This is a genomic window from Streptomyces sp. CA-111067 (assembly GCF_050956065.1).
In the GTDB taxonomy this organism is placed as follows: domain Bacteria; phylum Actinomycetota; class Actinomycetes; order Streptomycetales; family Streptomycetaceae; genus Actinacidiphila.
The window spans coordinates 4,857,312-4,884,133 of sequence record NZ_CP192103.1; the positions used below are offsets into that span (position 1 = coordinate 4,857,312).

General features: G+C 73.4%; 24 protein-coding genes and 1 pseudogene. 11 read left to right on the forward strand and 14 right to left on the reverse strand.

Annotation, left to right across the window (positions count from 1 at the left end):
* Window positions 1-76: 76 nt before the first annotated feature.
* Entirely contained in the window at window positions 77-1,174 is a 1,098-nt protein-coding gene (locus ACQPW6_RS21175; protein ID WP_433891234.1) for a sensor histidine kinase, read from the reverse strand.
* Complete coding sequence (locus ACQPW6_RS21180; protein WP_433891235.1) at window positions 1,149-1,904, reverse strand: response regulator transcription factor; 756 nt, start codon at window positions 1,902-1,904, stop codon at window positions 1,149-1,151. Before ACQPW6_RS21180 ends, ACQPW6_RS21175 begins: the two co-directional genes overlap by 26 nt.
* Window positions 1,905-1,992: 88 nt before the next feature.
* Here ACQPW6_RS21180 and ACQPW6_RS21185 point away from each other — a divergent pair, with 88 nt between their 5' ends.
* Window positions 1,993-3,240, forward strand: coding sequence for a lipid II:glycine glycyltransferase FemX (locus ACQPW6_RS21185; protein ID WP_433891236.1), 1,248 nt, complete (start codon window positions 1,993-1,995; stop codon window positions 3,238-3,240).
* 32 nt (window positions 3,241-3,272) lie between these two features.
* Here the strand turns inward: ACQPW6_RS21185 and ACQPW6_RS21190 are convergent, their stop codons facing one another.
* Window positions 3,273-3,887, reverse strand: a complete 615-nt coding sequence (locus ACQPW6_RS21190) for a TetR/AcrR family transcriptional regulator (protein WP_433891237.1) — start codon at window positions 3,885-3,887, stop codon at window positions 3,273-3,275.
* 216 nt (window positions 3,888-4,103) lie between these two features.
* On the opposite strand from ACQPW6_RS21190, the gene ACQPW6_RS21195 reads away from it, so the two are divergent.
* Entirely contained in the window at window positions 4,104-5,129 is a 1,026-nt protein-coding gene (locus ACQPW6_RS21195) for an aldo/keto reductase (RefSeq protein ID WP_433891238.1), read from the forward strand.
* A gap of 19 nt (window positions 5,130-5,148) precedes the next feature.
* Here the strand turns inward: ACQPW6_RS21195 and ACQPW6_RS21200 are convergent, their stop codons facing one another.
* From ACQPW6_RS21200 to ACQPW6_RS21225, 6 genes are all read right to left on the reverse strand, one after another.
* The gene (locus ACQPW6_RS21200; RefSeq protein WP_433891239.1) at window positions 5,149-6,075 is read right to left on the reverse strand and encodes a hypothetical protein; all 927 of its coding nucleotides are present in this window, start codon (window positions 6,073-6,075) and stop codon (window positions 5,149-5,151) included.
* Between the two features lie 210 nt (window positions 6,076-6,285).
* Window positions 6,286-6,912, reverse strand: coding sequence for a LuxR C-terminal-related transcriptional regulator (locus ACQPW6_RS21205; RefSeq protein WP_433891240.1), 627 nt, complete (start codon window positions 6,910-6,912; stop codon window positions 6,286-6,288).
* A 127-nt stretch (window positions 6,913-7,039) separates the two neighbouring features.
* Complete coding sequence (locus tag ACQPW6_RS21210) at window positions 7,040-8,515, reverse strand: hypothetical protein (protein ID WP_433891241.1); 1,476 nt, start codon at window positions 8,513-8,515, stop codon at window positions 7,040-7,042.
* A 61-nt stretch (window positions 8,516-8,576) separates the two neighbouring features.
* The gene (locus tag ACQPW6_RS21215; RefSeq protein ID WP_433891242.1) at window positions 8,577-9,398 is read right to left on the reverse strand and encodes a hypothetical protein; all 822 of its coding nucleotides are present in this window, start codon (window positions 9,396-9,398) and stop codon (window positions 8,577-8,579) included.
* Between the two features lie 276 nt (window positions 9,399-9,674).
* On the reverse strand, window positions 9,675-10,724 hold the full coding sequence (locus ACQPW6_RS21220) for a hypothetical protein (RefSeq protein WP_433891243.1): 1,050 nt from the start codon (window positions 10,722-10,724) through the stop codon (window positions 9,675-9,677).
* A gap of 160 nt (window positions 10,725-10,884) precedes the next feature.
* On the reverse strand, window positions 10,885-11,904 hold the full coding sequence (locus tag ACQPW6_RS21225; protein WP_433891244.1) for an aldo/keto reductase: 1,020 nt from the start codon (window positions 11,902-11,904) through the stop codon (window positions 10,885-10,887).
* A 183-nt stretch (window positions 11,905-12,087) separates the two neighbouring features.
* Between ACQPW6_RS21225 and ACQPW6_RS21230 the strand changes: the two genes are divergently transcribed.
* From ACQPW6_RS21230 to ACQPW6_RS21250, 5 genes are all read left to right on the forward strand, one after another.
* Entirely contained in the window at window positions 12,088-12,753 is a 666-nt protein-coding gene (locus ACQPW6_RS21230; RefSeq protein WP_433891245.1) for a Type 1 glutamine amidotransferase-like domain-containing protein, read from the forward strand.
* A gap of 200 nt (window positions 12,754-12,953) precedes the next feature.
* The gene (locus tag ACQPW6_RS21235; protein WP_433891246.1) at window positions 12,954-13,973 is read left to right on the forward strand and encodes a metal ABC transporter solute-binding protein, Zn/Mn family; all 1,020 of its coding nucleotides are present in this window, start codon (window positions 12,954-12,956) and stop codon (window positions 13,971-13,973) included.
* A complete protein-coding gene (locus ACQPW6_RS21240; RefSeq protein WP_433891247.1) occupies window positions 13,970-14,866 on the forward strand; it encodes a metal ABC transporter ATP-binding protein in 897 nt (298 codons plus the stop codon). The genes ACQPW6_RS21235 and ACQPW6_RS21240 overlap by 4 nt, the downstream gene beginning before the upstream one ends.
* A gap of 5 nt (window positions 14,867-14,871) precedes the next feature.
* Window positions 14,872-15,798 (forward strand): metal ABC transporter permease, encoded by a 927-nt coding sequence (locus tag ACQPW6_RS21245; RefSeq protein ID WP_433891248.1) that lies wholly within the window; start codon window positions 14,872-14,874, stop codon window positions 15,796-15,798.
* On the forward strand, window positions 15,795-16,757 hold the full coding sequence (locus ACQPW6_RS21250) for a metal ABC transporter permease (RefSeq protein WP_433891249.1): 963 nt from the start codon (window positions 15,795-15,797) through the stop codon (window positions 16,755-16,757). Before ACQPW6_RS21245 ends, ACQPW6_RS21250 begins: the two co-directional genes overlap by 4 nt.
* A 147-nt stretch (window positions 16,758-16,904) precedes the next feature.
* Here the strand turns inward: ACQPW6_RS21250 and ACQPW6_RS21255 are convergent, their stop codons facing one another.
* From ACQPW6_RS21255 to ACQPW6_RS21265, 3 genes are all read right to left on the reverse strand, one after another.
* Window positions 16,905-17,873: an SGNH/GDSL hydrolase family protein gene (locus ACQPW6_RS21255; protein ID WP_433891250.1), complete on the reverse strand. Its 969-nt coding sequence runs from the start codon at window positions 17,871-17,873 to the stop codon at window positions 16,905-16,907.
* 201 nt (window positions 17,874-18,074) lie between these two features.
* Window positions 18,075-18,371: a putative quinol monooxygenase gene (locus ACQPW6_RS21260; protein ID WP_433891251.1), complete on the reverse strand. Its 297-nt coding sequence runs from the start codon at window positions 18,369-18,371 to the stop codon at window positions 18,075-18,077.
* A gap of 107 nt (window positions 18,372-18,478) precedes the next feature.
* Window positions 18,479-21,718 carry an AAA family ATPase gene (locus ACQPW6_RS21265; protein ID WP_433891252.1) on the reverse strand — a complete coding sequence of 1,080 codons (3,240 nt, stop codon included), beginning with the start codon at window positions 21,716-21,718 and terminating at the stop codon, window positions 18,479-18,481.
* A 336-nt stretch (window positions 21,719-22,054) separates the two neighbouring features.
* Between ACQPW6_RS21265 and ACQPW6_RS21270 the strand changes: the two genes are divergently transcribed.
* On the forward strand, window positions 22,055-22,888 hold the full coding sequence (locus tag ACQPW6_RS21270) for an alpha/beta hydrolase (RefSeq protein ID WP_433891253.1): 834 nt from the start codon (window positions 22,055-22,057) through the stop codon (window positions 22,886-22,888).
* 93 nt (window positions 22,889-22,981) lie between these two features.
* Window positions 22,982-23,770, forward strand: a complete 789-nt coding sequence (locus tag ACQPW6_RS21275; protein ID WP_433891254.1) for an oxidoreductase — start codon at window positions 22,982-22,984, stop codon at window positions 23,768-23,770.
* Window positions 23,771-23,887: 117 nt separating this feature from the next.
* On the opposite strand, the gene ACQPW6_RS21280 is transcribed toward ACQPW6_RS21275, so the two are convergent.
* Window positions 23,888-24,091 (reverse strand): hypothetical protein, encoded by a 204-nt coding sequence (locus ACQPW6_RS21280; RefSeq protein ID WP_433891255.1) that lies wholly within the window; start codon window positions 24,089-24,091, stop codon window positions 23,888-23,890.
* Window positions 24,092-24,230: 139 nt separating this feature from the next.
* On the opposite strand from ACQPW6_RS21280, the pseudogene ACQPW6_RS21285 reads away from it, so the two are divergent.
* Window positions 24,231-25,186, forward strand: a pseudogene (locus ACQPW6_RS21285) (ADP-ribosylglycohydrolase family protein).
* Window positions 25,187-25,247: 61 nt separating this feature from the next.
* Here the strand turns inward: ACQPW6_RS21285 and ACQPW6_RS21290 are convergent.
* On the reverse strand, window positions 25,248-25,682 hold the full coding sequence (locus tag ACQPW6_RS21290) for a MarR family winged helix-turn-helix transcriptional regulator (protein ID WP_433891256.1): 435 nt from the start codon (window positions 25,680-25,682) through the stop codon (window positions 25,248-25,250).
* A 129-nt stretch (window positions 25,683-25,811) separates the two neighbouring features.
* Here ACQPW6_RS21290 and ACQPW6_RS21295 point away from each other — a divergent pair, with 129 nt between their 5' ends.
* Window positions 25,812-26,765, forward strand: a complete 954-nt coding sequence (locus ACQPW6_RS21295; protein WP_433894611.1) for an MBL fold metallo-hydrolase — start codon at window positions 25,812-25,814, stop codon at window positions 26,763-26,765.
* Window positions 26,766-26,822 lie beyond the last annotated feature (57 nt).

The following is a 26,822-nucleotide window of genomic DNA, read 5'->3' on the forward strand; positions in this document are numbered from 1 at the left end:
AGCCGGGACCCGGCACGTCAGGCCGGCCGGCGTCACGCGGTCAGCGCCGGGGCGGCCCGGGAACGTCGAGGCGCGGTCAGAGCCCGGAAGCCGCCGCCAGCTCCACGGTGATCAGCATCCCGCCGTCCGCGCGCGGGTCGAGGGTGAGCCGCCCGTCGTGCGCCTGCGTGATCGTCTTGACGATCGCAAGCCCAAGCCCGACCCCCGCGTGGTCGGTGTGCACGCGTTCGGTGCCGCGCTGGAACGGCTCGGTGAGCGTCGCGACCAGTCGCGGGGGCAGCTGCTCGCCGGTGTTCTCGACGGTGAGCCGTACGCTCTTCGGGCCGACGGCGGTGTGCACCCACACCGTGCCGCCCTCGGGCAGGTTGTGCACGATCGCGTTGTGCACGAGGTTCGTGGTCAGTTGCAGCAGCAGCGCCTGCGACCCGGCCGTGGCGGCGATCTCGCCGCTCGTCTCGATGCTGACGCCGTGCTTCTCGGCGAGCGGGAGCAGCGTCTCGGTGGCCTCCTCGGCCAGCAGGGACAGGTCGACGGGCTCCCGGCTGAAGGACCGCTGGTCGGCGCGGCTGAGCACGAGCAGCGCCTCGGTGAGGTCGATCGCCCGGGTGTTGACGGCGTGCAGCCGGTCGATGAGCTCGTCGGTGTCGCGGTACGGGTCGGTGCGGGCCACGTCGAGCAGCGTCTTGGAGATCGCCAGCGGCGTGCGCAGTTCGTGTGAGGCGTTGGCGGCGAATCGGCGCTGCTCGGCGACGTGCGTCTCCAGCCGGGCGAGCATCGTGTCGAACGCGTCGCCGAGCTCGCGCAGCTCGTCGTTGCGGCCCGGCAGGTGGATCCGGTGGGAGAGCGAGCCGCCGGCCGCCATCCGGGCGGCGGCCGTGATGCGGGTCAGCGGCGCGAGCATCCGGCCGGCCAGGATCCAGCCGCCGACCAGCCCGAAGACCAGCAGGAACAGCATGGTGGCGACCGCCGTCGGGGCGAAGGCGCGCACCACGGCGTCGGACTGTGTCGTGCGCACCAGCCCCGAGTGCGGCGGCCCGAGGTGCCCCAGGATGAACACGCCCAGGGTGGCGAGCAGCAGGACCCCGGCGAGCATGAGGAAGCCGGCGTAGCTGAGGGTGAGCTTGAGCCGGACGCTCAGGCCGGGGACCCTACCCGTGGTCTCCATCGTCGCCATGGTCGCCTCCCGCCTGTCCGGCCGCCGGCTCGCCGGCCGCTGGCTCGGCCGCCGTCTGTCCGGCTGCCGGCTGCGCGTCGATCCGGTAGCCGACGCCCGGCACGGTGGCGATGATCCACGGTTCGCCGAGCCGCTTGCGCAGCGCCGAGACAGTGATGCGGACGGCGTTGGTGAACGGGTCGGCGTTCTCGTCCCAGGCGTGTTCGAGGAGTTCCTCGGCGCTGACCACACCGCCCTCCGCGGCCACCAGCACTTCGAGGACGGCGAACTGCTTCCTGGTCAGCGCCACATAGCGGCCGTCCCGGTAGACCTCCCTGCGGAACGGGTCCAGCCGCAGACCCGCGATCTCCCGCACCGGCGGCCTGCTGTGCGCGCGCCTGCGGTCCAGCGCCCGCAGCCGGAGGACGAGTTCCCTGAGCTCGAACGGCTTCGTGAGGTAGTCGTCGGCGCCGAGTTCGAAGCCGGACGCCTTGTCGTCCAGGCGGTCGGCCGCGGTGAGCATGAGGATCGGCATCCCGCTGCCGGAGGCGACGATGCTTTTCGCGATCTCGTCACCGGAAGGGCCGGGGACATCGCGGTCGAGTACGGCGATGTCGTAGTCGTTGATCCGCAGCAGTTCCAGCGCGGTGTCGCCGTCACCGGCGATATCGGCGGCGATCGCCTCCAGGCGCAGCCCGTCGCGGACGGCCTCCGCCAGAAAGGGCTCGTCCTCGACGATCAGCACACGCATGGTGCCAATGCTACGAGTCGCCGCATATCGTCGGCATATCCAAAACCGCATACGTGCCGGCAACACCGCAGGTGTTTTGACTGGGGGCATGTCCTCCCGCGAACCGGCACGACCAGAAGCAGCGCGACCCGCAGCACCGGCACGACTCGCATCGGTACGGACGGCGGCGCTGACCGTCGGACCGATCAGTGCCGCCGAGCACCTGGCGTTCGTCCGGACCCGGCGGTCGGTGAGCTTCCTTCAGACGCCGGGGTGGGGCGGGGTCAAGACCGAGTGGCGCAGCGAGTCGCTCGGCTGGTTCGACGGGCGGCGGCTGGTCGGCGCCGGGCTCGTCCTGCACCGCCCGGTGCCGCGGTTCGAGCGCTTCACGCTGGCGTACCTGCCGCAGGGCCCGGACATCGACTGGACCGGCGAGATCGCCCGCTGGCTGGACCCGCTGGCGGCGCACCTCAAGGCGGCCGGCGCGTTCGCGATCCGGCTCGGGCCGCCGGTGCGGACGAACAGCTGGAGCGCGGCCCAGGTCAAGGAGGGCATCGCCGACCCGGGCGCCGGGCGGCTCACCGACCTGCCCGACCAGCACCCCGACCCGGTCGGCGCCCGGGTGACCGGCCGGCTGCGGGACGCCGGCTGGCTGCCGCAGAGCCCGGAGAACGGCTTCGGGGCCGGCCAGCCGCAGTTCACGTACGAGCTCCCGCTGGCCGGCCGCACCGAGGACGACGTGCTCGGCGGCATGAACCAGCTGTGGCGGCGCAACATCAAGAAGGCGGCGAAGGAGGGCGTCGAGGTCACGGTCGTCGGCGGGGGAGGGGCCGGGGTCGCCTCCGCGTCCACCACCGGCGCCGGGGCCGCGATCGGCGACGACCTGAAAGCGTTCCACGACCTCTACGTGCACACCGCCGAGCGCGACCGCTTCACGCCCCGGCCGCCGCACTACTTCACCACCATGTTCGCGGCGATGAGCGCCGAGGACCCCGGGCGGATCAGCCTCTACCTGGCCCGCCACCAGGGCGACCTGGTCGCGGCCACGATCATGGTCCGGGTCGGCGCCCACGCCTGGTACCTGTACGGCGCCTCCTCCACCGAGAAGCGCGAGGTGCGCGGCTCCAACGCCTGCCAGTGGGCGATGATCCGCGACGCGCTGGCGGCCGGCTGCGACGTCTACGACCTGCGCGGCATCACCCCGACGCTGGACGCGGACGATCCGCACGTCGGCCTGATCCAGTTCAAGGTCGGCACCGGCGGGCGGGCGGTCAGGTACGCGGGCGAGTGGGACCTCCCGCTGCGCTCGTCGATCTACCGCGCCTTCGCGCTCTACATGCGGCGCCGCGGTCAGTGAAGCCCGCAGGCCGCCGGGCCCGCCGCGTGCGGTCAGCGCGGTTGGCGCAGGCCCGCGACGAGGAGCGCGACCAGCCGGCGGGCGTCGTAACGCGTGTCGCTGTCGGCGCCAATGCACAGGTTTCCGATGCCGCGCATGAGCTGGTAGGCGTCCAGGTCGGAGTGGATCTCGCCGGCGGCGGTGGCGCCGTCCAGGAGCAGGGTGCAGACCGGCAGCAGCCGGTCGAGGAAGTACGCGTGCAGCGTCTCGAAGGCCGCGTTGTCGGACTGGAGGACGGCGGCGAGGCCGTGCTTCGTGACCAGGAAGTCGACGAACAGGTTGAGCCACTGCTCCAGGGCGGCGTACGGGCTCGGGCTGCTCGCGAGCAGGGCCGGGCCGGCCTCGGCGCAGGCCTCCACCTGGTGCCGGTAGACGGCGATGATGAGGTCCGCGCGGGTCGGGAAGTGCCGGTAGATCGTGGCCGTGCCGACGCCGGCCTCGGCGGCGATGTCGCGCACCGGCGCTTCGACGCCTGACGTGACGAAGACCGCGGCGGCGGCGTCGAGCAGGGCCTCCTTGTTGCGCCGGGCGTCGGCGCGTTTGGGCGGGGCCGGGTGGCCCGCGTCCTGCCCCGTGTCCGCCGCCGTGTCCGGGTCGCCGTCTTTCACCGCGCCGTTCCCTTCGTTGCCGTTGCCGTTGCCGCTGCCGTTCCTGTGACGTGCCGCGGGCACCCCTGCCCGAGCCGTGCTTGCTAAACGGGACACTGTTCCGTATCGTCAAACGGGACAGGGTTCCGTTTGCTCATGATGCCAGAGCAGGAGCCGGCGGCCAAGCCGTGACCGACCGCCACCACCACGCTTCACCCGCACTGGAGGACCGCGATCATGCAGTACCGCACCTTGGGCCGCACCGGCGTACAGGTCAGCTCCCTCGCGCTCGGCGCGATGAACTTCGGCACGCTGGGCCGCACCACCCAGGACGACGTCACCGCGATCGTCGACGCCGCCCTCGAAAGCGGCGTCAACCTCATCGACACCGCCGACGTCTACAGCGGCGGCGAGTCCGAGGAGATGGTCGGCAAGGCCCTCGCGGGCCGCCGCGACGACATCGTGCTGGCCACGAAGGCGGGCCTGCCGATGGGCGAGGATCGCAACCACCAGGGCGCCTCGCGCCGGTGGCTGGTCACCGAACTGGAGAGCAGCCTGCGCCGGCTCGGCGTCGACCACGTCGACCTCTACCAGATCCACCGCTGGGACCCGGCCACCAGCGACGAGGAGACGCTGTCGGTGCTGACCGACCTCCAACGGGCCGGAAAGATCCGCTACTTCGGCTCCTCGACGTTCCCCGCCTACCGCATCGTGCAGGCCCAGTCGGCCGCCCGCGAACACCACCTGGGCCGCTACACCACCGAGCAGCCCGCCTACTCGATCCTCCAGCGCGGGATCGAGAGCCACGTGCTGCCCGTGGTCGAGCAGTACGGGCTCGGCGTCCTGGCGTGGAGCCCGCTGGCCTCGGGCTGGTTGTCGGGCGCGGTCCGGGCCGGCCAGGACGTCACCACCAGCCGTTCCGCGTTCATGCCGCAGCTCTTCGACACCTCGGTCCCCGCCAACCGGGCCAAGCTCGACGCCGTCGAGCAGCTGGCCGAGGTGGCCGACGGCGCCGGGCTGACCATGATCCAGCTCGCGCTCGGCTTCGTGACCGCCCATCCCGCCGTGACCAGCGCGCTCATCGGCCCCCGCACGCTGGACCACCTGCACTCGCAGCTCGCCGCCTCCGACACCGTGCTCCCCTCCGACGTACTCGACGCGATCGACGCGATCGTCGCTCCCGGCACCGACCTGGCCGCCCACGAGAAGCACGACACCCCGCCCGCGCTCCTCGACTCCGCACTGCGGCGCCGCGCTGCTTGAGCGCGGCGCCGCCGGGCGGTCAGACGCGGTTCGGCCCGTAGTACGTGCTGATCCAGGCGTCACCGGAGGAGTCGACCGCGACCGTGGTCGCCTGCTGCCTGACGACGCCGAAGAGGTAGGTGCGGGCGGAGCCGTTCTGCGCCAGGGCGCTGGTGACCTTGTTCGGCACGGTGGCGATGACGTTGTCCCGGGTGTCCTTGAGGTACGCGGCGACCAGGTTCTCCACGCCGGCCTGGTCGGTGGGGATCTGCGGGTTGCCGCGCAGGGTGTGCTTGAGGGCGTGCCCGACCAGGGCGTTGCCGGTGCCGAAGTTGAGCCGGGCCCCCTCGGCGTGCGCGGCCAGGGCGAATTCCGCCTGGTGCGTCCTCCAGTCGGCCTCGGCGCCCAGCCGGATCCGCCCCGCCGCCACGGCGGCGGGCGAGCCGATCGCCAGGGCGTACAGCGCGTCCACCCGCCCCGGGTACGTGTGCGGGTCGTAGGGCTTGCCGAAGCTGGCCGCCGCGGCCAGGAAGAACGCGTGCAGCTGGGTGAAGTCGCCCACCGTGGGCGCGTGTTGGCGGTCGGCGAACGCCGTCGCCGCGGCCGCGACCACCGGGTTCTCGCTGCCGGGCTGGGATCTCGCGGTGTCGTTGTACCGCAGCAGCGCGACCTGCTCGTCCAGCGTGGTGAAGCGGTTGGCGGCCAGCCCGAGCGCGGTGCGCACCGCCGGCACCTCCGCCAGGTGGCTGTCCAGGGTCACCCGCCAGTCGCGGATCGCGGTGATGAACGTGCCGTCGGTGGCGGTGACCAGGTCCGGCAGGCTGCCGGCGATCCGGACCGAGTCCAGGAACGCGGGGTGCGCGCGGAAGGCCGCTTTGTTCGTCCCCGTGACCGTCCACACGGGATTGCCCTCCGCGAACACGGCTTTCTGGTCGCGGAGTTCCTGCTTGAGCTCGTCCCACGGCATGGGTGTGTCCCCCCTCGGTGGAGTCCGCCCGCCTCAACTGCCGCCGGAACTCTCCCCGGTCCGGACGGCGACGAACGGTCGCCAATCGGCGCGTCGCCACCCTTTCGCGGCAAATCCGGCGTGCCAACCCCACGGGAGGGGGAGCGCGGGAGCAGAGGGAGCGCCGGCACGTGCGTAGGCCGCGCCCGACTCCCTACGCCCGCGCGCCAGTCAGCGGGGGGAGGGCAGCGGGGTGTGCGGATCACCCAGGACGCGGGCACGCGGCGGCCAGGCGGCCGGGTCGAGGACGCCGGTGACGTAGGCGCGGGCGACGAGCGCGGCGCGGCTGCGGGCGGCGAACTTACGGCGCAGCCGGTCGATGTGGTAGTCGAGCCCCTGCCGGGACAGGTGCAGTTCGCGGCCCAGTTCGACGTTGGTCAGGCCGAGTGCCAGGCCCTCGACGATCCGGGACTCGGCGGCGGTCAGGGACGGGTGGTCCGGCGCGCCGGCGTGCTGCACCGGGGTCGGCACCAGCGGGAACAGGCAGCAGATCAGGTCACCGCCGGGCGCCCCGGCCGGCCAGGTCACCGCGCGCACCGGCACCCGGCGGCCGTCGGCGCGGCGCACCACCGCGATCGCGTCGGCGTAGCCGTCCGGGCGGGCGGCCCGGCGGGTGGCGAGCAGCGTGCAGGCATCCGGCGGCAGCAGGTGGTGCAGGGCCACCCCCGCCAGGCTCTCGGCGGGACGGCCGGTCAGCCGGGCGGTGGCGGGGTTGGCGTCCCGGACGAATCCCGCGGCGTCGGTGACCACGGTCGGCGTCCAGCCCCGGTCGAACAGCGCGAAAGTGGTATCGATCATGTTTTTTTGGTGCTTCCGGGTGGTGGGGATCAACCCTGCTCCGGCCCGGATTCACCGCGCGGGTCGACGGAGTGCACACGATCGGAGTAATCGGCCCGGGCGGCCGCCTCCTGGGATGCCCCGGCGGTCAGTCGTCGATGCGGCGGTGCAGGGCGGTGGCGTACGGGGCGAGGCGGCGGAGCAGGGCGTGGCCGATGCGGTCGGCCTCGTCGCGTTCGAGGAGCGCGGAGACCTCGCTGCGGAGGTCGGGGGGCAGGTCGTGCGCGACCCACCGGCGGACGGCGCAGCGCAGCCAGTCGCGTTGCAGCAGGTCGGCCGGATCGTCGTCCGGCGTCGTCGCCGTTGCCGCCTGGACGATGGCGGCCGGATCGCCGAGCCCGCCCGGGCCGCCGGCCGAGGAGAGCAGTCGGCGGCCGAGCACGACGGTCGCCGTCCCGCCGGACGGCCGCAGCCGCCGCGCGATCGCGTACCGCTCGGCCGACGTCAACATCCGCCCGAGCCGCTGCGTTTCGGCCTCCACCCTGGCCAAGTACGCGGTGCGCGCCTGCCGCTCCCCCCGCGTGAGCGGGTCCTCAGCGCGAGCGGCGGCACTCCAGGCCGCCCGCAGCCGCGCTTTGAGCAGCGCGGGCCAGACGTCGTAGCGCTGCCAGTCGATCCGGCGGACGGCTTGGAAGACCTCCCAGAGGATCTCCCCGTGCACGGCATCCCGATCGGCCCCGGGAGGCAGCCGGGCGGCCTGATGCGCGGCGGTCCGCAGGGCCCAGGGCCAGAGGGCTTCGAGGAGTTGGTCGTTGACGGAGCGGGTGGGAGGGGTGGTGGGGCCCGACGGGGTAGGGGCGGTGTGGTCGCGGGCGGTGGGCGCGCCGGGGCCGGCGGGGGCCGTGAGGTCGCGGCCGGTGTGCTCGGGTGTGGCGGCCGCGTCGGGGTCGGCGGGTGCGGCGGGGTTCGCCGGGCCGGGCCGGTCGTGGCCGGTGGGCTCGGCCGCGTCGGGGTCGGCGGGTGTGTCGGAGTCCTGCATGCCTGTCCGGTCGAGGCTGGCGTGGTCGCGCGTGGTGGGTGCGCCGGGGTCGGCGGGTGCGGCGGGGTTCGCCGGGCCGGGCCGGTCGTGGCCGGTGTGCTGGCGTGCGCTGGGTGCGTCGGGGCACGCCAGGCACGTCCGGTCGTCGCCGGCGTGGTCGCGCGCGGTGGTCGCGCCCGAGTCGGCCGGTGCGTCGGGGTCCGCCATGCCCGTTCGGGCACGTGCGGCGAGGTCGGGCGGGGTGCCGGGGGGCGTCCGGTCGTGGCCCGGGAGTGCGCACGTGCCGGAGGCGTCAAGTTCGGCGCCGCCTGCCCGCAGGGCGCGTTCGGCCAGGGCTCGTAGTTCCGTCGCGACCCACACCGGGTCGAAGGGGTCGGCGGTCCGCTTTCCGGCGCGGGGGCGGGACGGTCGGCGGAACTCGGGGGTGCCGGGCGCGGCGGCGACGTCGGTCGCCGGGTGCTCGCGGCCCGTTCCGTAGGCCGCCGGGTACGGTCCGCGCGGCGCTTCGTCGGAGCGCTCGTGGCCGCCGCGTACGTCCGGCCGGCCCTGCGTGCCATGGGTGCCGTATGGGCTCCGCACTGCCATGGAGGCCTCCCCTTTTCGCGGGTCGTGATCGTGGTGAGTGTGCGTGCCGGCCGCGCGCGGGCTATCCGGTCGGGACGACCAGCGCCCGCGTCAGCCCGTTCAGCGGCACGGGGGTGACGTCCTGGTCCTGCCACGACCAGCCGGCGTCGATGTCGTAACCCAGCTCGACCCGGCCGCTCGCGCCGACATCGGCAAGCACCGTCGGGCCCGGCAGATGCCGTACCGCCGTCCCGGCCGCAAGCGGCAACGCGGTGAAGGCCAGGGCGACTTGGGGCAGCGGGGTGAAGAAGACGAACGCCCCGCCGTGCAGCGGGAAGCAGCAGTACGGCGCCGGGGCGTCCGGGCCGACCGGGGCGTGCTCGGCCGCTCCGCAGACCATCGGGGCGGACGCGGTGCTCCGCGCGGTGACGTAACGCGGGTCGCCTGGAAGCGGGTTGATGCTCGTCAGGGCGTTGGCGCCGACGTCGAGGACCCGGCCGAGCCCGACCGGCCGCATGTCCCGCGCCCCGCCGGGCGAACCGTCGGCCGTCCGGCTGGTGGCGGCGTAACCGTACGGTTCCGCAGGCCAGTTGAGGCTGGTCGCCGTGGCGTACCCGGTGGTCGTGGCCCAGACGAGCGGCACCCCGTCCGCCGTGTCGCAGCGCACCGCGTGCATCAGGCAGAGCCGGAAGCCGCCGGCGGCGAGTGCGCTGACGGTGGCCGGGGGGAGGGTCAGGGTGAGGGTGTACGAGCGGGGGGTGGTGTAGGGGGTGGGCACAACGGCGGTCCGCGCGGTGGCTGGCGGGCGGGTGGTGAGGGTGGTCCCGTTCCCGCGGATGGTGGCTGCCCCGTTCCCGCGAACGGTGCTCGCGGCGCCGGCGGCTCCGGTGGTCGACGCGGTCACCTCCCCACCGGGAGCGCCCACCGCCGCGTCAGCGCGAGTTGCGTTCGCCGCCCCCCGGCGTGCCGGGGCGAGGGCCGCCGCCGGGCCGGTGCGTGGCGCCGCTGCCGTCCGCTCCATGTCGCCTCCCCGTCGGCCTCACTCCACCTCGCCGGCTCCCGCGTCCGGCGGCCCCGGCCTCGCTATGTCCGAGGGCCCCCGCCCCGTCCGCGGTTCCCGGGCGCGCGTGGCGGCACGGCCGGGAACCGCGGACGGACACTCCATCGGTCAGACGTCCCGTCAGAGATCGTCGGCCCGCTGGATCTTGGCGAAGTCGTACGGGTTGTCCGGCGAGCCGGGCACGTACGTGCACCGGACCTGCCAGATCTCGGAGGTGTTGTCGGTGTTGCGGTAGGTGGCCAGGTAGGTCTCGCCCCTCGTCACCGGGTCCGAGTTGGACGCGGCCGGGACCAGCTTGCAGGCGAGCGAGCGGGCGTCGGTGTAGCCGCCGTCGGGCGACGACGCGATCATGTTGAGCGGCTTGTACCACTTCGAGGGCGACGGGGTCCAGATGCCGACGGACAGCACGGGGTCGGTGGCGAACGCCGACGCCGGGCTGTCCGCGCTGTCGGCGCTCGGCACGATCAGCGTCTGCACGAACTGGTCCGCCGGGATGTCGGAGGCGACGTTCCCGTTCCAGGACCAGCCCTTGTTCACGTCGTACGCGAGCGTGGCCGAGTTCTGCAGCGTGAGGTCGACCAGGACGGCCGGGCCGATGGAGCTCTCGATGACCATGCCCTGCTGGAGCGGCGCGGCCGCGAAGACCAGCGCCACCTTCTGCAGCGGGATCATCAGGTCGAGGTTCTTGCCGTACAGCGGGAACGCGCAGATCGGGGCCGGCTCGGTGCTGCCGGGACCGGGCTGCGCCAGGCCGGTGGTGAACGCGGTCGTGGTGAGGTTGCGGGACGTGATGCCCTGCGGCGTGCCGCCGTTGCTGACGGACACCAGGGCGTTCGCGGCCACGTCCAGGTACTGGCCGAGGTTGATCTGCGCGGTGTCGCTGCCCAGGAAGTTGACGCCGTTGCGGATCTCCTGCGTCGAGGCGTAGGCGTAGTACTGCTCGGTCCAGTTGACCTTCGTCAGCGCCGAGTAGCGGCTGGTGGCGGACCAGACGGTCGGCTTGCCGCCGCCGACCGCGCTCTGCACCGCCTTGAACATGAAGAGCTGGTAGCGGCCGTCGGCCAGCGCCTTGACGGTCGCCGGGGTCATGGTGATGTCGAGGCTGTACGGGCTGCCGGTGACGTTGACGTACGGCTGCGGGGCGTCGGACCCCGAGGTGGTGTCGGTCACGGTGCCCACCTCCTTCGGTGCGGGCCGGACCGTTGATCGGTCCGGCGTCACCCGTTCCAGTAGGCACCGGCCACCTGGCCCGGCAGCGCCGCGCGCGTGTCCCGCATATGCCGCTGTCGAAACCAGGCAAACGCCAGAAGCCGGCGGTGGGCGCGGGCGGTCAGCGGCGTCCGTCGACCCGAGCGGAGACCTCGCCGAAGACCCAGGGGCTGGTCTGGTCGATGAAGTCGGTGGGGAAGCCGGCGCTGAAGTCCACTGCCGCGTCGAGGCGTTGGACCGCCTCTGCGGGGAGGGTGAGGTCGACGGCGCCGAGGTTGTCCTTGAGCTGCTCGACGCTTCGGGCGCCGAGGATCGGGTGCACGGCGCGGGACCGGGCGCGGGTCCAGGCGATGGCGACCTGCGAGGCGGTGGCGCCCAGTTCGTCGGCGATCTCCTGGACGGCGCGGGCGGCGGCCAGTTCGCGTTCGCCGAGCGAGTCCGGGGCGACCCGGGAGGGCCCGGCGGGGCCGCCGGCCCGGGTGAACTTGCCGGACAGTATCCCGCCGGCCAGCGGCCCCCAGCTCGCCACGCTCATCCCGAACTCCTCGGCCATGGGCAGCAGTTCGCGCTCGATGTCCCGGTTGAGCAGGTTGTACGGGACCTGGAGGCCCGCGAACGGCGTCCAACCGCGCCACTCGGCAAGGGTGTTGGCCCGGGAGACGACCCACGCGGGGGCGTCGGAGATGCCCACGTAGAGGATCTTCCCGGCCCGGACGGCGTCGTCCAGCGCCCGCATGGTCTCCTCGACCGGCGTGTGCCGGTCCCAGAGATGGACCCAGTAGAGGTCGATGTAGTCGGTGCGCAGCCGCCGCAGGCTCGTCTCCAGCGACTGGTTGAGGTTCTTGCGGTGGTTGCCGGCCGCGTTCGGATCGCTGCCGTCCCGCGAGACGGTGTACTTGGTGGCCAGCACGAACCGCTCGCGCCGCCCTTCGAGCAGCTCCCCGAGGATGGTCTCGCTCTCCCCGCCCCGGTAGTTGACCGCGGTGTCGACCACATTCCCCCCGGCGTCGGCATAAGCGTCCAGCATCCTCCGGCACTCTTCCGCCGGCGCCCCCACACCGCCCTGCTCCCCGAAGGTCATCCCCCCGAGAAACACCTCCGAGACCCGCAACCCGGTCCGCCCCAACAGCCGATAACGCACAGCGCTCTCTCCCTCCGCCCAACCCGCCACGACGGCCTGATCGTCGGCCCGGAACCCCCGCGCTGTCCAAGAACCCTCGCGATAGCCGACGGCTATGACCGCCCGCCGTCCTCCCGACGCGGGGGAGCGGGGCCGTGTTCGTACACTTGTGCGAATCAAGGGTGGGTGGTTGACTGCGGCGGCATGGAGCTTCTTCTGACTTCCGCCGGCGTCAAGAACGCGAGCATTCGCGGCGCCCTGGTCGACATGCTGGGCAAGCCGGTGTCCGAGGCGAGCGCGCTGTGCGTTCCCACTGCCGTGCACGCCATGGCCGGTGGTGCCGCCATGGCGCGGCGGGTGATCGACGGGAGCGCGGGCACTCCGCTGTGCGAGCTGGGGTGGAAGAGCCTGGGGGTGCTGGAGCTGACCGCGCTGCCGAGCATCGACGAGGAGCTGTGGGTGCCGGCGGTCCGGGAGGCGGACGCGCTGCTGGTCGCCGGCGGCGATCCGCTGTACCTGTCGTACTGGATGCGGCAGTCCGGGCTGGCGGACCTGCTGCCGTCGCTCAGCGACGCGGTGTACGTGGGCGTGAGCGCCGGGAGCATGGTGATGGCGCCCAGCATCGGCGAGTACTTCGTGGGCTGGCAGCAGCCGGACGGCGGCGACGGCACCCTGGGCGTGGTCGACTTCGCGATCTTCCCGCACCTGGACCACCCGTCCCTGCCGCACAACACGATGGCCGACGCGGTCAGGTGGGCCGCCGAGATGCCGGTACCCGCGTACGCGATCGACGACGAGACCGCCTTCAGGGTGTCCGACGGCACGGTCGAGGTCATCTCCGAGGGGCACTGGAAGCTGCTCTCCTCCTGACGCCGGACTTGGCGGCCGGGGCCTTTCGGCCGGGGCACGGCGGTCGGCGGCCGGCGGGCGGGGGAGTCACGGGATGGTAATGATTTTCATATCTCACGGATTCGGGATGGTTTTGAAAGTCGTTTCCATTTAGCGTGGCCCTCGTCCGGATGCGCCGGCGACCGCCTGTGCGGCCGGCCCGATCGAGGAGTTCCCGCGTCATGAAGGCTGTCCCGTCCCGTCCCCACCGCCACCGGCCGTTCCGGTTCGCCGCCCTCGGGGGCGCCGCCGCTCTCGCCGCGGCGTCGCTCGCCGCGTGCTCCACCTCGTCGGACTCCGGTTCCGGGTCCGGCTCCGACACGTCCACGTCCGGGAGCGCCGCGTCCGCCGGGGCGGCCGGCTCGCCCGCGAAGGGGAGCGGGACCACGATCCAGGTGGTGGCCGCGGAGAACTTCTGGGGCAGCATCGCGTCCCAGCTCGGCGGCGGCCACGTCAAGGTCACCAGCATCATCAACAACCCCGACGCCGACCCGCACGACTACGAGCCGACCGCCTCCGACGCCCGCACGGTCGCGGGCGCGACGTACACGATCGTCAACGGGATCGGCTACGACGCCTGGGCGGACAAGCTGCTGTCCGCCAACCCCGCCGCCGGCCGTACCGACCTCAAGGTCGGCGACCTCGTCGGGATCAAGCCGGGCGGCAACCCGCACCGCTGGTACTCGCCCGCGAACGTCCACCAGGTCACCGAGCAGATCACCGCCGACTACAAGAAGATCGACCCGGCCGACGCCGCCGACTTCGACAAGCTCAAGAACACCTTCGAGACCCAGACCCTGGCGACCTACAATTCCCTGATAACGGGCATCAAGTCGACCTACGCGGGCACCCCGATCGGCGCCTCCGAGTCGATCGTCAGCCCGCTCGCCGACGGCCTCGGGCTGAAGATGCTCACCCCGTACTCGTTCCTCAGCGCGATCAGCGAGGGCACCGACCCGAACGCGCACGACAAGGCCGAGATCGACCGGCAGATCACCGGCAAGCAGATCAAGGTCTACGTCTACAACAGCCAGAACGCGACGCCCGACGTACAGCAGCAGGTCAAGGCCGCCAAGGCCGCGGGCATCCCGGTGGCGACGGTGACCGAGACCCTCACGCCGGCCGGGGCCTCGTTCCAGGACTGGCAGGTGCGCCAACTCCGGGGCATCCAGCAGGCGTTGGCCAAGGCCACCGGAAAATGACCGCCGTCGCGTGCGACCCGCTGATCACCCTGCACGACGCCTCCGTGCGGGTCGGCGGCCGGACGCTGTGGGCCGGGGTCGAACTGGCAGTCGGCGCGGGGGAGTTCGTGGCCGTCCTCGGGCCGAACGGCGTCGGCAAGTCCACGTTGGTGAAGATGCTGCTCGGGGTGCTGCCGGCCGCGACCGGCGAGGTGCGGGTGCTCGGCGCCGAACCGGGCAGGTCCGGGCACCGGGTGGGCTATCTGCCGCAGCGCCGCAGCTTCGACGCGTCGCTGCGGATGCGCGGCACCGACATCGTCCGCCTCGGCTGGGACGGGGACCGCTGGGGCATCCCCGTCCCGCGGGTGGGGAGGGGCAGGGCGGTGGGCGGGCGCAGGGCCGCGGATCAACGCATCGCGGACGTCATCGAGTTGGTGGGCGCCGCCGCGTACGCGAACCGGCCGATCGGGCAGTGCTCGGGCGGTGAGCAGCAGCGGCTGCTGATCGCCCAGGCGCTGGTGCGGCGGCCCGAACTACTGCTGCTGGACGAGCCGTTGGACAGCCTCGACCTGCCCAACCAGGCTGCGGTCGCCGCGCTCATCGGCCGGATCTGCCGGGAGGAGGGGGTCACGGTGGTGATGGTCGCGCACGACGTCAACCCGATCCTGTCCCGGCTCGACCGGGTGGTCTACCTCGCCGAGGGCGGCGCCGTCTCCGGCACCCCCGCCGAGGTGATCACCGGGCCGATCCTCTCCCGGCTGTACGGCACGCCGGTCGAGGTGCTGCACACCTCCGACGGGCGGCTGGTCGTGGTCGGCCAGCCCGAGGCCCCGGCGCGGCACGCGGACCGGCACGCGGACCGCCGCGCAGACCGCCGCGCAGACCCCCGTGCGGCGACCGGGAGCGCACGGTGACCGGCGTGAACGCCGTGACCACGATCGCGGCCGGCGGCTACCCGCCCTGGTCCTGGAACCTGCCGGCCGACCTGCGCGACATGTGGGCGTACCCGTTCATGGTCAACGCCTTCCGCGCGGGCACGATCGTGGCGGTCACCGCCGGCGTGATGGGCTGGTTCATGGTGCTGCGGCGGCAGAGCTTCGCCGGGCACACCCTGGCCGTCGTCGGCTTCCCGGGCGCAGCCGGAGCCGTCCTGATCGGAGTGAGCGCCGGTTACGGCTACTTCGCCTTCTGTGTGGCCGCCGCCCTCGTCATCGCGGCGATACCGCGCGGGGGAGCGGACGGCGGCGTGGCGGAGTCCGCGCTGACCGGCACCGTCCAGGCGTTCCTGCTGGCCTGCGGGTTCCTGTTCACCGCGCTCTACAAGGGGCTGCTCGGCGGGGTGACGTCGCTGCTGTTCGGCAGCTTCCTCGGCATCACCACCGGCCAGGTGCGGGTGCTGCTCGCGGTCGCGGCCGGCGCGCTCGCCGTACTCGCCGCCATCGGGCGGCCGTTGCTCTTCGCCTCGGTGGACCCGGACGTGGCCGCCGCACGCGGAGTGCCGACCCGGCTGCTGTCCACGGCCTTCCTGGTGCTGCTGGGGGTGGCCGCGGCCGAGACCAGCCAGATCACCGGCACGCTGCTGGTGTTCGCCCTGCTGGTGATGCCCGCCGCCACCGCGCAGGCGCTCACCGCCCGGCCCGCGCTGAGCCTGCTGCTGTCGGTGGCCGTCGCCGTGGCCGTGACCTGGCTGGGCCTGACCGTCGCCTACTACTCCCCTTATCCGATCGGGTTCTGGGTGAGCAGCTTCGCGTTCGGCGGCTACGTGGCGGCCCGGCTCGGCCGGCTGGCCGCCGACCGGCGGCCCGGTACCGTACGGCACCCGGTTCCCGCAGGAGGTCCGGCATGAGCCCCGCCGTGATCCAGAGCATGCGACACGGCACGGGTCACGCCACGGGCCCCGGCCTGGGCCACGGCACCGGCCCCGCCTGGATGTCCGCCCCGCCCGACACCGTTCTCGCCGCGCACAGTTGGGGCGCCGCTCTCACCCACCCGTTCTTCCAGCACGCCCTGCTCGCCGGTACGGCCGTCGCCGCCGCGTCCGGCCTGACCGGCTACTTCCTGGTGCTGCGCGCCCAGGTCTTCACTGGCGACGCCCTCAGCCACGTCGCCTTCACCGGCGCGCTGGCGGCGCTCGCCTACGGCGTCGACCCGCGGATCGGCCTGTACGCGGCCACCGTCGTCGTCGCCGTCCTGCTGGGCACGCTCGGCAAGCGGGGCCGGGCCGACGACGTGGCCATCGGCAGCGTCTTCTCCTGGGCGCTCGGCCTCGGCGTCTTCTTCCTCACCGTGTACACCACCTCCCGCAGCGCGGGGAACGGCGGCGCCGGCGTCAACGTCCTGTTCGGCTCGATCTTCGGCCTGTCCGCCGGACAGGCGCTGACCGCCGCCCTGGTGGGGGCCGGGATCTGCGCCGCGGTGCTGGCCGTCGCCCGGCCGCTGCTGTTCGCCACCGTGGACGAGGCGGTGGCCGCGGCAAGGGGCGTGCCCGTACGGCTGCTGGGCTTCGCCTTCCTGGCGATCACCGGCACCTGCGCCGCCGAGGCCACCCAGGCGGTCGGCTCCCTGCTGATCCTCGGGCTGCTCGCCGCCCCCGCGGGCGCCGCCCAGCGCCTGACGGCCCGCCCGTACCGGGCGCTCGCGCTGTCCGCCGGCCTGGCCGTCGCGGAGATGTGGACCGGCCTCGGCCTCAGCTACGCGATCCCGAAGATGCCGCCGAGCTTCGCGATCCTGGCCACCGCGACGGCCGTCTACGCGGTGACGTACCTGCCGCGGATCAGCAGGCGCCGCCCGGCGGCGGCGACCTGACGTGGACGACCTCGGGCTCCGCGAACCCGACCCCGTACGCCTCGGCCGGCCGGCCGGCCGGAGACGGCGCGGGCCGCCCCCGGCTGTGCCGCCGGAGACGGCTCGCGGTCGCGAGGGCGGTCCCGCACCTCGGGGTGTGGGGCAGTCCTACGGCGCGATGGCGTTCAGGATCGCCGATGCGACGTGGTCGGCGGCGTTGCGGTGGCCCTGGGCGTTGGGGTGGACGAGGGCCGGCCGGTTGTTGCTGTCGAGGATGCCCTCGACCCATTTGCCGGTGTCGCAGACGCTGTGGTTCCGGGAGGAGTCGTAGAGGTTGACGAAGCTGCTGGCGGCGTGCGCGTCGGCGGACTTCTCGATGGCGGTGTTGAGCGGCTCAAGGACGTCGGAGCGCAGCCAGTCCAGGTCGCCCGGGGTGATCGACAGGAACTGCTGCGGGTTGTTGCGGGTGCACTTGGAGGTGTCGGCGGGGATGATCGTGGGGTAGCCGACGGCCAGGATCTTGGCGTCCGCGGCCCTCTCGTGGAGCTTGGCGAGCATCTGGCCGTACTGCTTGGTCACGGTGGCCAGCCGGCCGGGGATGGTCGCGGCCAGCTCGTCCTTGCAGGGCGTACCGGCCCCGTCGCCCTCCAGACCCAGCTGCAGGCACTTGGTGAGGATCTGGTCGAAGCCGAGGGTGTTGCCGCCCACGCCGACGGTGATGACGTCGGTGTCGGACTTGACCGCTTCGGACTGCGGCGGCACCGGGAAGAAGGGGTAGTCCGGGTCCTCGGAGACGCCCGGGATGTGGCGGCCGATCGGCTCCTGCGCCTGGTCGGTGACGTCCTTGATCGTGGCGGCGCCGCAGCTGACGTTGGTCAGGTCGATCAGCGAGCCGAAGTCACGGTCGATGACCTGCGGGTAGGACCGGTCGGTGCGCTCGCAGCCGTCCCGCGGGTACTCGAAGACGTCTCCGGCGGCCGGGATGACCCCGGCGGTGTAGGAGTCGCCCAGGGCCACCCACGAGTAGCTCGCCGCGGCGGCCGGGGTCGCACCGGCCAGCTGCACGGGCGCCAGGGCGCCGGCCGCGAGAGCGACGGTCGAGCTCAGCAGCGTCAGGTGCTTGCGGAGACGTGCCACGGATCCTCCAGGTGTACGGCATTGATGACGCTATGACCGTACAGAAATGGTCACTCTCCGTGTTTGACGACTCGCGTAACGTCGCCAATGTTTTCTCGTCGGCCGCACCCGACATCCGGCGCCGGGCCCGTCGGAGCGATGTGCGGCACCGGGCCCGTCGGAGCTGCTTTCCGACGGGCCCGGCGGCGTACGCCTCGGGGACTACTTCGCCGCGATGAGGCCGATCGGCTGGATGTCCGGGGCCTTGGCCAGGAGCGTTCCCGCCACCTCGCCGAGGGCCGCCGCGATGGGACCGGAAAGGTGCGCCTGGCGGCCGTCCTCGGACTCGAAGGTGTCGAAGATGCCGAACCGCTGCTCGTCGATGCGGAACGCGTACCAGGTCACCGTGTCCGGCTCGGCCTCGGCCAGCGCCTGTCCCTGCTCCAGGAATGCGGCCAGCTCGTCCGCCTTGCCCGCCTGGGCCTCCAACTGCACGAGCAGCCCGTACTTCACCGTCATGGGTATGTCCCTCCATCGTGCGCGGCCGCGACCGCGCGGTGACCGTGGGGCGACGCGTCACGCATCGCCCGTGGGTATGACAATGTGCGGCAGGCGGGACGGCGCCCTTACCGTCCGCCTCCCGCCCCATCATCGTCGGAGCCCGGCACCGGGCGGGCCACGACCGGTGATCCCGTCCCGGCCGGATTCCGTTCCGCCGGCGGCTCCAAGTCGTTGAGCAGCGCGGCCAGTTGGCGGCGCGAGGTGATGTGCAGCTTCCGGAAGACCTTGTTGAGGTGGTACTCGACGGTTGACGCGGTGATGAAGAGCCGGGTGGCGATCTCGGCGTTGGTGGAGCCGGCGGCGGCGTGCCCGGCGACCTGCCGCTCCTGCGGGGTCAGGACGTGGTCGGCGTGCGCCGATCCGGTGCGCTTGCGGGAGTGCTCGCCGGTGGCCTGGAGTTCGACGCGGGCTCGTTCGGCGAAGCCCTCCGCGCCCATGGTGGTGAACATGCCGTGGGCGAGGCGGAGTTGGACGCGGGCGTGGGTGCGGCGCTTGCGGCGGCGCAGCCACTCGCCGTAGAGGAGGTGCGTCCGGGCGAGTTCGGTGGCGATGCCGGTGCCGGACAGATGCTCGATCGCCTCCTCGTACAGGGCGCCGGCTTCGCCGGTCGTCCCGGTCCCGTCCTTGCCCTCGTCGGCCAGCAGTGCGCGGCTGCGGGCGAGGACGCCGAGCGCCCACGGGGTGCCGCTGAGGGTGGCCCGTTCGGCGAGCCGGGCGAGCGCGGCCGAGGCGGCCCCGAGGTCACCGGCCCGCACCGCGGCCTCGACCAGGTCGGGCAGCAGCCGGCTGCCCTGCCCCGGTATGTCGTCGCGGAAGCCGCGCAGCGCCCAGCCGAGTGCCTCCTGGTAGCGTCCGGCGCCGAGTTCGAGCACGGTCAGCGCCAGATGCGCGTGGCCGGCCACCACCGCGTAGCCGAGCTGGTCGCCCCACACGCGGATCGCGATGTCCGTCCCCGCCCGGGTCTGCGCCGCGCGGCCCCGCCAGGCCTCCAGCTCCACGCGGTGCGAGGACTCGCGCGGCGGCCCGCCGAGCGCCCGGGAGATCTCGTCGGCCTCCTCGAAGCACGCTTCGGCGCCCTGGAAGCGGCCGGCCCAAAGCTCGGTGTACGCAAGGGTGTTGAGGGTGACGTTGAGCGCGGGCAGCGCTCCCTGCGCACGGCTGGCGGCGGCCTGCCGCTCGACCACCGCCTGGAACCCCCGGTCGTCCCACAGCTCCTCGGCGGCGAGATAGCCGAGCAGCGCGAACGGCATGCCCGTCTCCACCGTCTCCGTGGTGCTCAACGCCTTTACCGCGAGCCGCAGTTCGGGCACCGCCGCCGCGTACCCGTGCGCGAGGCGGATGCAGTAGGCCTCGACCACCCGGTCCGGAACCAGCATCGGCAGCGAACGGTCCCACGGCATCGAGAGGACGGTGGCGGCGAGTTCGTCCAGCGCGATGCCGACCGTGTGCTCCCGGGTCATCATCGCCACCGCGAGCGCCTCGAAGACCATGTCGCGCGCCAACCGCTCGTCGTACGGCAGGACTTCGGCCGCGGCGGCCATCAGGATCGACGGCGCCAGCACCGCACGGCCGCGCAGCCAGGCGATGGCCGCGCGCAGGCGCTGGGCGCGGGCCCGGGTGGCCGGCGTGCCGAGGCCGGGGACGGCCTGGTCGAGCACGGCCTCCGCCATCGTCACGTCGCCGATCACGAGATGGGCCTGCGCGGCGGTGAAGTAGCGGTCGGCGCGGCCGCGCGGGTCGGAGGTCAACTCAGCCGCGCGGACCAGGAAGTTGGCCTGCGCCGCGTAGCCGCCACGGCTGCGCGCGCCCTCCGCCACGCGTTCCAACTCGGCGGCCACCGCGTCGTCCAGGCCGGGCGCGGCCTCCGCGAGATGCCAGGCCCGGCGGTCGGCCGCGCTGCCGGGGTCGGTCGCGGCGGCGAGCGCGAGGTGGACGTCACGGCGCCGCGCCGGTGCCGCCCCCGCGTGGACGGCCGAACGGATCAGCGGATGGCGGAAGACGGGCCGGTGGTCCCGGGTCAGTACGCCGTCCGCCACGGCCGGGTCCAGCGCGTGCGCCGGCAGCCCGAGCGCCGCCGCGGCCCGCCACAGGACCCCCGGATCGTCGGACGGCGCGAGCGCGACGACCAGCAGCAGGGCCTGCGTCTCGGCGGGCAGCGCCCGGACCCGGGTGAGGAAGTGCGCCTCCAGGCGCGGGCCGATCGGGAGCGGGGCGGACGGGGGAGGGAGGGGTCCGGTCGTGAGGTCGGCGGCGAGTTCGATGAGGGCGAGGGGGTTGCCGCGGGTCTCGGCGACGATGCGGGCGACGGCGGTGGCGGCGGAGGGGCCGGCGGGGGTGGGGCCGGCGGGGGTGGGGCGGTTGGCGTTCGTGGGGGTGGACGGGCCGGTCGGCGAGCTGGTGGGCGCGTCCGTGGCGGCGGACGGGCCGGGGTCGTTGGACGGGCCGGGGGCCGTGTGCGGCCCCGTGGTGGGGGGCGGGCCGGTGGTGGGGGGTGGCCCGGCTGCGTCGGACGGCCCCGGGGCCGCGAACGGCCCCGTCACGTCGGACGGCCCCGAGGCCGCGAACAGGCCGGTGGAACTGGCCGCCAGCAGCCGCCGGGCGTCCGCCTCGGACAGGCCCGTCAGCCGGAGGACGGGCAGCCCGTCCAGGACGACGAGGCCGGGCCCGTCGCCGTCCCACCCGCTCGGCGCCCGCCCCGTCCGGCCGTCCTCGCCGCCGCTGCCCCGTACGCCGATGATCAGCCCGATGCCGTCCGCGTGCAGCCGGCGCCCGACGAAGGCCAGCACCTCGAGGGACTCGCGGTCCAGCCACTGGGCGTCGTCCACCAGGCACATCAGCGGGCCGGTCCTGGCGACGTCCGAGAGGAGGGTGAGGGTGGCGAGCGCGGTCAGGAAGCGGTCGGCCGGCGGGCCCGCGACGAGGCCGAACGCGGCGCCCAGCGCGTCCCGTTGGGGTGCCGGCAGCCGGGTGAGCCCGTCGAGGAACGGCAGCAGGAGCCGGTGCAGGGCGGCGAAGCCGAGCCGGGCCTCGGTCTCCATGCCGACGATCCGGGCGGTGCGGAGGTCGGCGGCGGCGCCGGCCGCGTACTCCAGCAGGCGCGTCTTGCCGATGCCGGCCTCGCCGACGAGGACGACGGCGCCGCTCAGTCCTTCGCGGACGGCGGCGACGAGGGCGTCGAGCGCTTGCTGTTCGGCCTCGCGGCCGAGCAGCGGGACGGGTGCGCGGGCGGGTGCCCGTGCGGGTGGTGGCGCCGGTGGGACGGGCGGTGCGGGAGGCTGCCGGCCCGCCGGTCCGATAACGGTCATGGGGCAACGCTACGGAGCCGCGCAAGGGCTTGACCAGGCCCGAAGGGGAGAGATCCGCCGAGGATCGGGGGACCGGGTTCCGCGGGAGGTGGAAGGGACTGGGGTGTTTCCACGGTACGAATCCGCGCGCCGTGTGGTGAGCTGATCCCGCTCTCGAACCCCCTCTCGGACGCGCTCCGGACCCGCCGCACGCCGCCGACTTCCGCACGCTGCCGTAAGCCGCATCGCCGCCGTACTGCCCGCGACCGTACCCGCCGTACCCGCCGTACCCGCCCGCCGTACCCGCCGTACGCCTCCGCATCGCCGTAGACCCGCCGCACCGAAAGGCCGCCCGCCATGACGACCCCGGAATCCCCGACCACGCCACCGCCGTCCGCCGCCCCGACCCCCGTCCTCTTCATCCACGGCCTGTGGCTGCACGCCACCTCCTGGACCCCGTGGGTCGACCTCTTCCGCAGCGAGGGCTACGCGCCCGCCGCCCCGGGCTGGCCCGGCGACCCCGACACCGTTCCCGAGGCCCGTGCCAACCCGGAGAGCATCGCCGACCACGGCATCGACGACGTCGTCGACCACTACGCCGAGATCATCGGCTCGCTGGACGCCAAGCCCATCCTCGTCGGCCACTCCTTCGGCGGCATGATCGCGCAGAAGCTGCTCGGCCGGGATCTGGCGCTCGCGGCCGTCGCGATCGACGCCGCGCAGATCAAGGGCGTGCTCCCGGTGCCGCTGTCGGCGCTGCGCGCCACGCTTCCGGTGTTCAAGAACCCGGGGAACAAGCACCGGGCGGTCTCGCTGACCGCCGACCAGTTCCGGTTCGCGTTCGGCAACGCGCTGCCGGAGCAGGAGTCGGCCGACCTCTACGAGCAGTGGACGATCCCGGCGCCCGGCAAGCCGCTGTTCGAGGCCGCCGCGGCCAACTTCAACCCGCACTCGCCCGCCAAGGTCGACACCGGCAACGAGAGCCGCGGACCGCTGCTGCTGATGTCCGGCGGCCGGGACCACACCGTGCCGGAGGCCGTCGTGCGCGCCACGCTCAAGCAGTACCGGCATTCCGAGGCGGTCACTGACATCATCGACTTCCCCGACCGCGGCCACTCGTTGACGATCGACGCCGGCTGGCGGGAGGTGGCTGACGCGGCGCTCACGTGGCTGCGGCAGCAGTCGCTGTGACGTCCGCGTGAGGCGCGGCCCGGGCGTCCCGGGCCGCGTGATCCGCCCCCCGTCGTGTCCCGTTGATCGCACACCCACCCCAAGGGAGCAGCCATGGACCTCCAGTTGACCGGCCGTACCGCAGTCGTGACCGGCGCGAGCCGGGGCATCGGCCTTGCCGTGGCGCGCGGACTGCTCGACGCGGGCGCGCGGGTGGTGGCCGGCGCGCGCGAGATCACCGACGAGCTGAGCGCGCTCGCGGCCGCGGGCGAACTGACCACCGTCAAGGCGGACTTGACCGCCCAGGACGGCCCGGCGGCGATGGTCGAGGCCGCGGTGTCGGCGTACGGCGGCGTGGACATCCTCGTCAACAACGTCGGCGGCGTCCGCCCCCGCACCGACGGCTTCCTCTCGGTGACCGACGACGACTGGACGTCCACCCTGGCCGTCAACTTCCTGGCCGCCGTCCGCACCACCCGCGCCGCGCTGCCGCACCTGCTGGAGGCGGACGGCGGCAGCATCGTCACCGTCTCGTCCGTCAACGCCTTCCTGCCCGACCCCCTGGTGATCGACTACAGCGCGGCGAAGGCCGCCCTGTCCAACTTCTGCAAGTCGCTCTCCAAGCAGGTCGGCCCCCAGGGCGTCCGCGTCAACACGGTGAGCCCCGGCCCGGTCTCGACATCCCTGTGGCTCTCCGACAACGGCGTCGCCGCGACCGTAGCCCGCGCGGCGGGCGGCACCCCCGAGGACATCGCCGCCCAGGCGGCCGCCGACGCCCCCACCGGCCGCTTCACCCACCCCGAGGAGGTGGCCGACCTGATCCTCTTCCTGTCGAGCCCCCGAGCAGCAAACATCACAGGCGCCGACTACGTGATCGACGGCGGCCTGGTCAACACCCTCTAGCCCGCCGCCCGACTCATCGATGCAGACCGGGGCGGGTCGGTCGGCCCATGAATGCCAGAATCGTCGCCCCTGTTCTGCCAGATCGGTCGCACGTCGGCGCGAGGGTCGGTCCTGGGCTCACCCGGCTGCCGGGGGCCCGTACAGGTCCTCGATCTGGCGCTCGCCGCGGGGGCAGGCGGCCATCATTCCGTTCGGCGTCTCGTAGCTGCTGGTCGGCTGTTCGCGGCAGGCCCTCTCGCCGTGCCAGGAGCAGCCGCCCCGCTGTCCTACGGTGCCTTTGTTGTGCAGCGTTGCGTCGTAGGCGTGCTTCACGATTGCCATGCGAGCTCCCGAAGTGAGCCGGAACCAGGGGGTCAACGGTAGCCAGTGGCGGGGGCGCGGGAGGGGTGCGAGGCGGCATTGGTCGGGGGTGTTTTCCTGAAGCGGGGAGGCGGAGCCGGCGGGCTTCTACGCTGCGGGGGTGGATGACGTGGAGCGGGCCGGTGGGGCGGTGGTCGGGTCGGCGGTGGGGGACGCGCTGGGTGCGCCGTTCGAGTTCGGGCGGCGGGGGTGTTCTCGGGGCGGTTTCCGGAGTCCGGGGTCGGTGGGGAGATGTGCGGGGGCGGCGGCTGGGAGCCGGGGGAGGCGACGGATGACACGCAGATGGCCGTGCACGTCGGGGAGTCGCTGGTGGAGCGGGGCGGGTTGGACCTGCCGGACGTCTTCGCGCGTTTCCGGCGGTGGGCGGCGGCCGATCCGAAGGACATCGGTTTGCAGACCGAGGACGTCCTGACCACCGGCCTGCCGTGGGACCGCGCGGCCGAGGAGCACTTCCGGACCAATCACCGTGCCGCCGGGAACGGCGCCCTGATGCGGGCGGCCACGTCAGGCGTCTACTTCGCCGGGCACGGCCGGGCCGCCACGATGGAGGCCGGGCGGCGCCTGGCCGCGCTCACCCACGGAGACCCGGCCGCGTGGGAGGGCACCGCGATCTTCCACGAGTTGCTGCGCGTGGCGCTGACGGGCGGCGATCCGATCGCCGCGATCCCCGACACCTTGACCGCCGCGCGCCCCGAGCACCGTGAGCGCTATGCGACGGTGCTGGCCCGCGACTGGCGGCCCGAGCAGGCCACGGAGTTCAACGGCGCCGTCTGGCCCTGCCTCGGCTCGGCCGTCTGGGCGGTGCGGACCACCGGTTCCTACGAGGCGGCGGTACGCGCCGCGATCGACCTGGGCGGCGACACCGACACCGTGGCCGCGGTCACCGGCGCCCTGGCCGGCGCGGTCCACGGCCTCAGCGCCGTCCCCACCCGGTGGACGGACCCCCTCCACGTCCCCCTCCCGGGCGCGACCGCCCCCCACCGCGTCCTCGACGCGACCGATCTCGCGGACCTGGCCCGCCGCCTTCTGGCCGCACCGGATGATGGCCGGCAATGACGGCAGCGACTCAACACCGTTGGAGCGCCGGGTGCCGTCGGCAGGCCGAGTCTGTGAGCGGTCACCCCGAAGGCCGGGTGATCGCCTGCTCCAGGAGGCCTTGGAGGACCCGCTGCTGGTCGGCGCTCAGGCCGGCCAGGGGTGAGTCCTGGACGAGGAGTTCGAGAAGCCGCTCGCGCAGATCGGTGCCCGCCGGCGTGAGGACCAGGAGTCTGGCGCGGCGGTCGGTGGGGTGGGGGTGGCGTTCGACCAGGCCCTGTTTCGCGAGCTTGTCGATGACGAACGTGGCGTTGGACGGCTCGCAGCTCATGCGTTCGGCGAGCTCGCCCATGGTCATCGGCCCGGTCATCTCGCGCAGCGCCGTCGCCTGGGCCGCGGTGAGCCCCAGCGGGACGGCGCGCTCGCGTACGTGCTGGGCGATCCGCTGTGCCATTCCGTTCAGCAGGCCGCACAGCTCCCGCTCGGCGGCGGCGTGTGACTGCGAGGGCGTCGTCATGTCTTCATCCTAGCAAGTCCATCAAGTAAGAATATTTCTAACTTGCATGATTCTAACTTGACTCATATGGTGGCGCCGTCGCCCCGCAATGCCGGGCGACGACCTGCCAGGAGGACGGGGATGAGGATCATGGCGCAGTCCGCCACCGAACAGCTGCGGGTGCCGGCCGGCACGCGTTCACTGCTGCTGGGCGACACCCGGGTGTCATACGTACCGGACGGGGAGGTGCTGCTCAGACCGCGCGAGATGTTTCCCGACAGCACCCGCGAGACGTGGGCCGCCCACCCCGAACTCCTCGACCGTTCCGGCAGCCTGGTGGCGAGCATCGGCGGCCTGCTGGTGGAGAGCGGCGACCGTGCGCTGCTGATCGACGCGGGCTTCGGACCGCGGTCGCTGCCGCCCGCGCCGGACGGCCCGCGCGGCGCGATCCACGGTGGCGGCCTCCTGGACCAGCTGGCCCGGCTCGGCCGCCGGCCCGAGGAGATCGAGGCGGTGGCCATCACCCACCTGCACCCCGACCACACCGGCTGGGCCTGGCATCCCGCCGGCGACCTCGGCCGCCCCGCGTTCGCCCACGCCGACTACCTCGTCTCCGCGCCGGAATGGGCCTCGCACCGCGACCAGTTGGAGCCGCACGAGGCCGCCGGGCTGGCCCCGAACGTACGCACCGTGGCCGACGGGCAGGAGGTCTTCCCCGGCGTACGGATGCGGATCACCGCCGGACACACGCCCGGACACGCCGAGTTCGTCATCAGCTCGGGCGGCAGCCGGCTGATCGCCTTCGGCGACGCGCTGCACTCGCCGATCCAGGTCGCCCACCCCGAATGGTCCTCGGCGTTCGACCACGACCCCGTCGGGTCGGCCGGCCATCGGCGCCGGCTGGTCGCCGAGTTGGCGGAGCCCGGCACGTTCGGTTTCGGCATCCACTTCGGTGACGTGATGTTCGGGCACGCCGAACGGGACGGCGAGCGGTTGACCTGGCGCCCGCTGGAGCGTACGCGGCGCCGGCCGGAGCGCACACCGCGCCCGCTGGACGGCAGGGGGCGTCCGCTGGACAACGGGCGGCGCCCGCCGGCCTCGTGAGACCGGGTCGCACGGCTCTCACCCGTTGAAGCACCGGTCGGCCAACTCGGGGGTACC

What these genes read in the sequence shown, in the direction of transcription:
- ACQPW6_RS21175 (WP_433891234.1), bottom strand. Translation starts at nt 1,174, where the DNA reads ATGGCGACGATGGAGACCACGGGTAGGGTCCCCGGCCTGAGCGTCCGG.
- ACQPW6_RS21180 (WP_433891235.1), bottom strand. Translation starts at nt 1,904, where the DNA reads ATGCGTGTGCTGATCGTCGAGGACGAGCCCTTTCTGGCGGAGGCCGTC.
- ACQPW6_RS21185 (WP_433891236.1), top strand. Translation starts at nt 1,993, where the DNA reads ATGTCCTCCCGCGAACCGGCACGACCAGAAGCAGCGCGACCCGCAGCA.
- ACQPW6_RS21195 (WP_433891238.1), top strand. Translation starts at nt 4,104, where the DNA reads ATGCAGTACCGCACCTTGGGCCGCACCGGCGTACAGGTCAGCTCCCTC.
- ACQPW6_RS21200 (WP_433891239.1), bottom strand. Translation starts at nt 6,075, where the DNA reads ATGCCGTGGGACGAGCTCAAGCAGGAACTCCGCGACCAGAAAGCCGTG.
- ACQPW6_RS21205 (WP_433891240.1), bottom strand. Translation starts at nt 6,912, where the DNA reads ATGATCGATACCACTTTCGCGCTGTTCGACCGGGGCTGGACGCCGACC.
- ACQPW6_RS21210 (WP_433891241.1), bottom strand. Translation starts at nt 8,515, where the DNA reads ATGGCAGTGCGGAGCCCATACGGCACCCATGGCACGCAGGGCCGGCCG.
- ACQPW6_RS21230 (WP_433891245.1), top strand. Translation starts at nt 12,088, where the DNA reads ATGGAGCTTCTTCTGACTTCCGCCGGCGTCAAGAACGCGAGCATTCGC.
- ACQPW6_RS21235 (WP_433891246.1), top strand. Translation starts at nt 12,954, where the DNA reads ATGAAGGCTGTCCCGTCCCGTCCCCACCGCCACCGGCCGTTCCGGTTC.
- ACQPW6_RS21240 (WP_433891247.1), top strand. Translation starts at nt 13,970, where the DNA reads ATGACCGCCGTCGCGTGCGACCCGCTGATCACCCTGCACGACGCCTCC.
- ACQPW6_RS21250 (WP_433891249.1), top strand. Translation starts at nt 15,795, where the DNA reads ATGAGCCCCGCCGTGATCCAGAGCATGCGACACGGCACGGGTCACGCC.
- ACQPW6_RS21260 (WP_433891251.1), bottom strand. Translation starts at nt 18,371, where the DNA reads ATGACGGTGAAGTACGGGCTGCTCGTGCAGTTGGAGGCCCAGGCGGGC.
- ACQPW6_RS21265 (WP_433891252.1), bottom strand. Translation starts at nt 21,718, where the DNA reads ATGACCGTTATCGGACCGGCGGGCCGGCAGCCTCCCGCACCGCCCGTC.
- ACQPW6_RS21270 (WP_433891253.1), top strand. Translation starts at nt 22,055, where the DNA reads ATGACGACCCCGGAATCCCCGACCACGCCACCGCCGTCCGCCGCCCCG.
- ACQPW6_RS21275 (WP_433891254.1), top strand. Translation starts at nt 22,982, where the DNA reads ATGGACCTCCAGTTGACCGGCCGTACCGCAGTCGTGACCGGCGCGAGC.
- ACQPW6_RS21280 (WP_433891255.1), bottom strand. Translation starts at nt 24,091, where the DNA reads ATGGCAATCGTGAAGCACGCCTACGACGCAACGCTGCACAACAAAGGC.
- ACQPW6_RS21290 (WP_433891256.1), bottom strand. Translation starts at nt 25,682, where the DNA reads ATGACGACGCCCTCGCAGTCACACGCCGCCGCCGAGCGGGAGCTGTGC.
- ACQPW6_RS21295 (WP_433894611.1), top strand. Translation starts at nt 25,812, where the DNA reads ATGGCGCAGTCCGCCACCGAACAGCTGCGGGTGCCGGCCGGCACGCGT.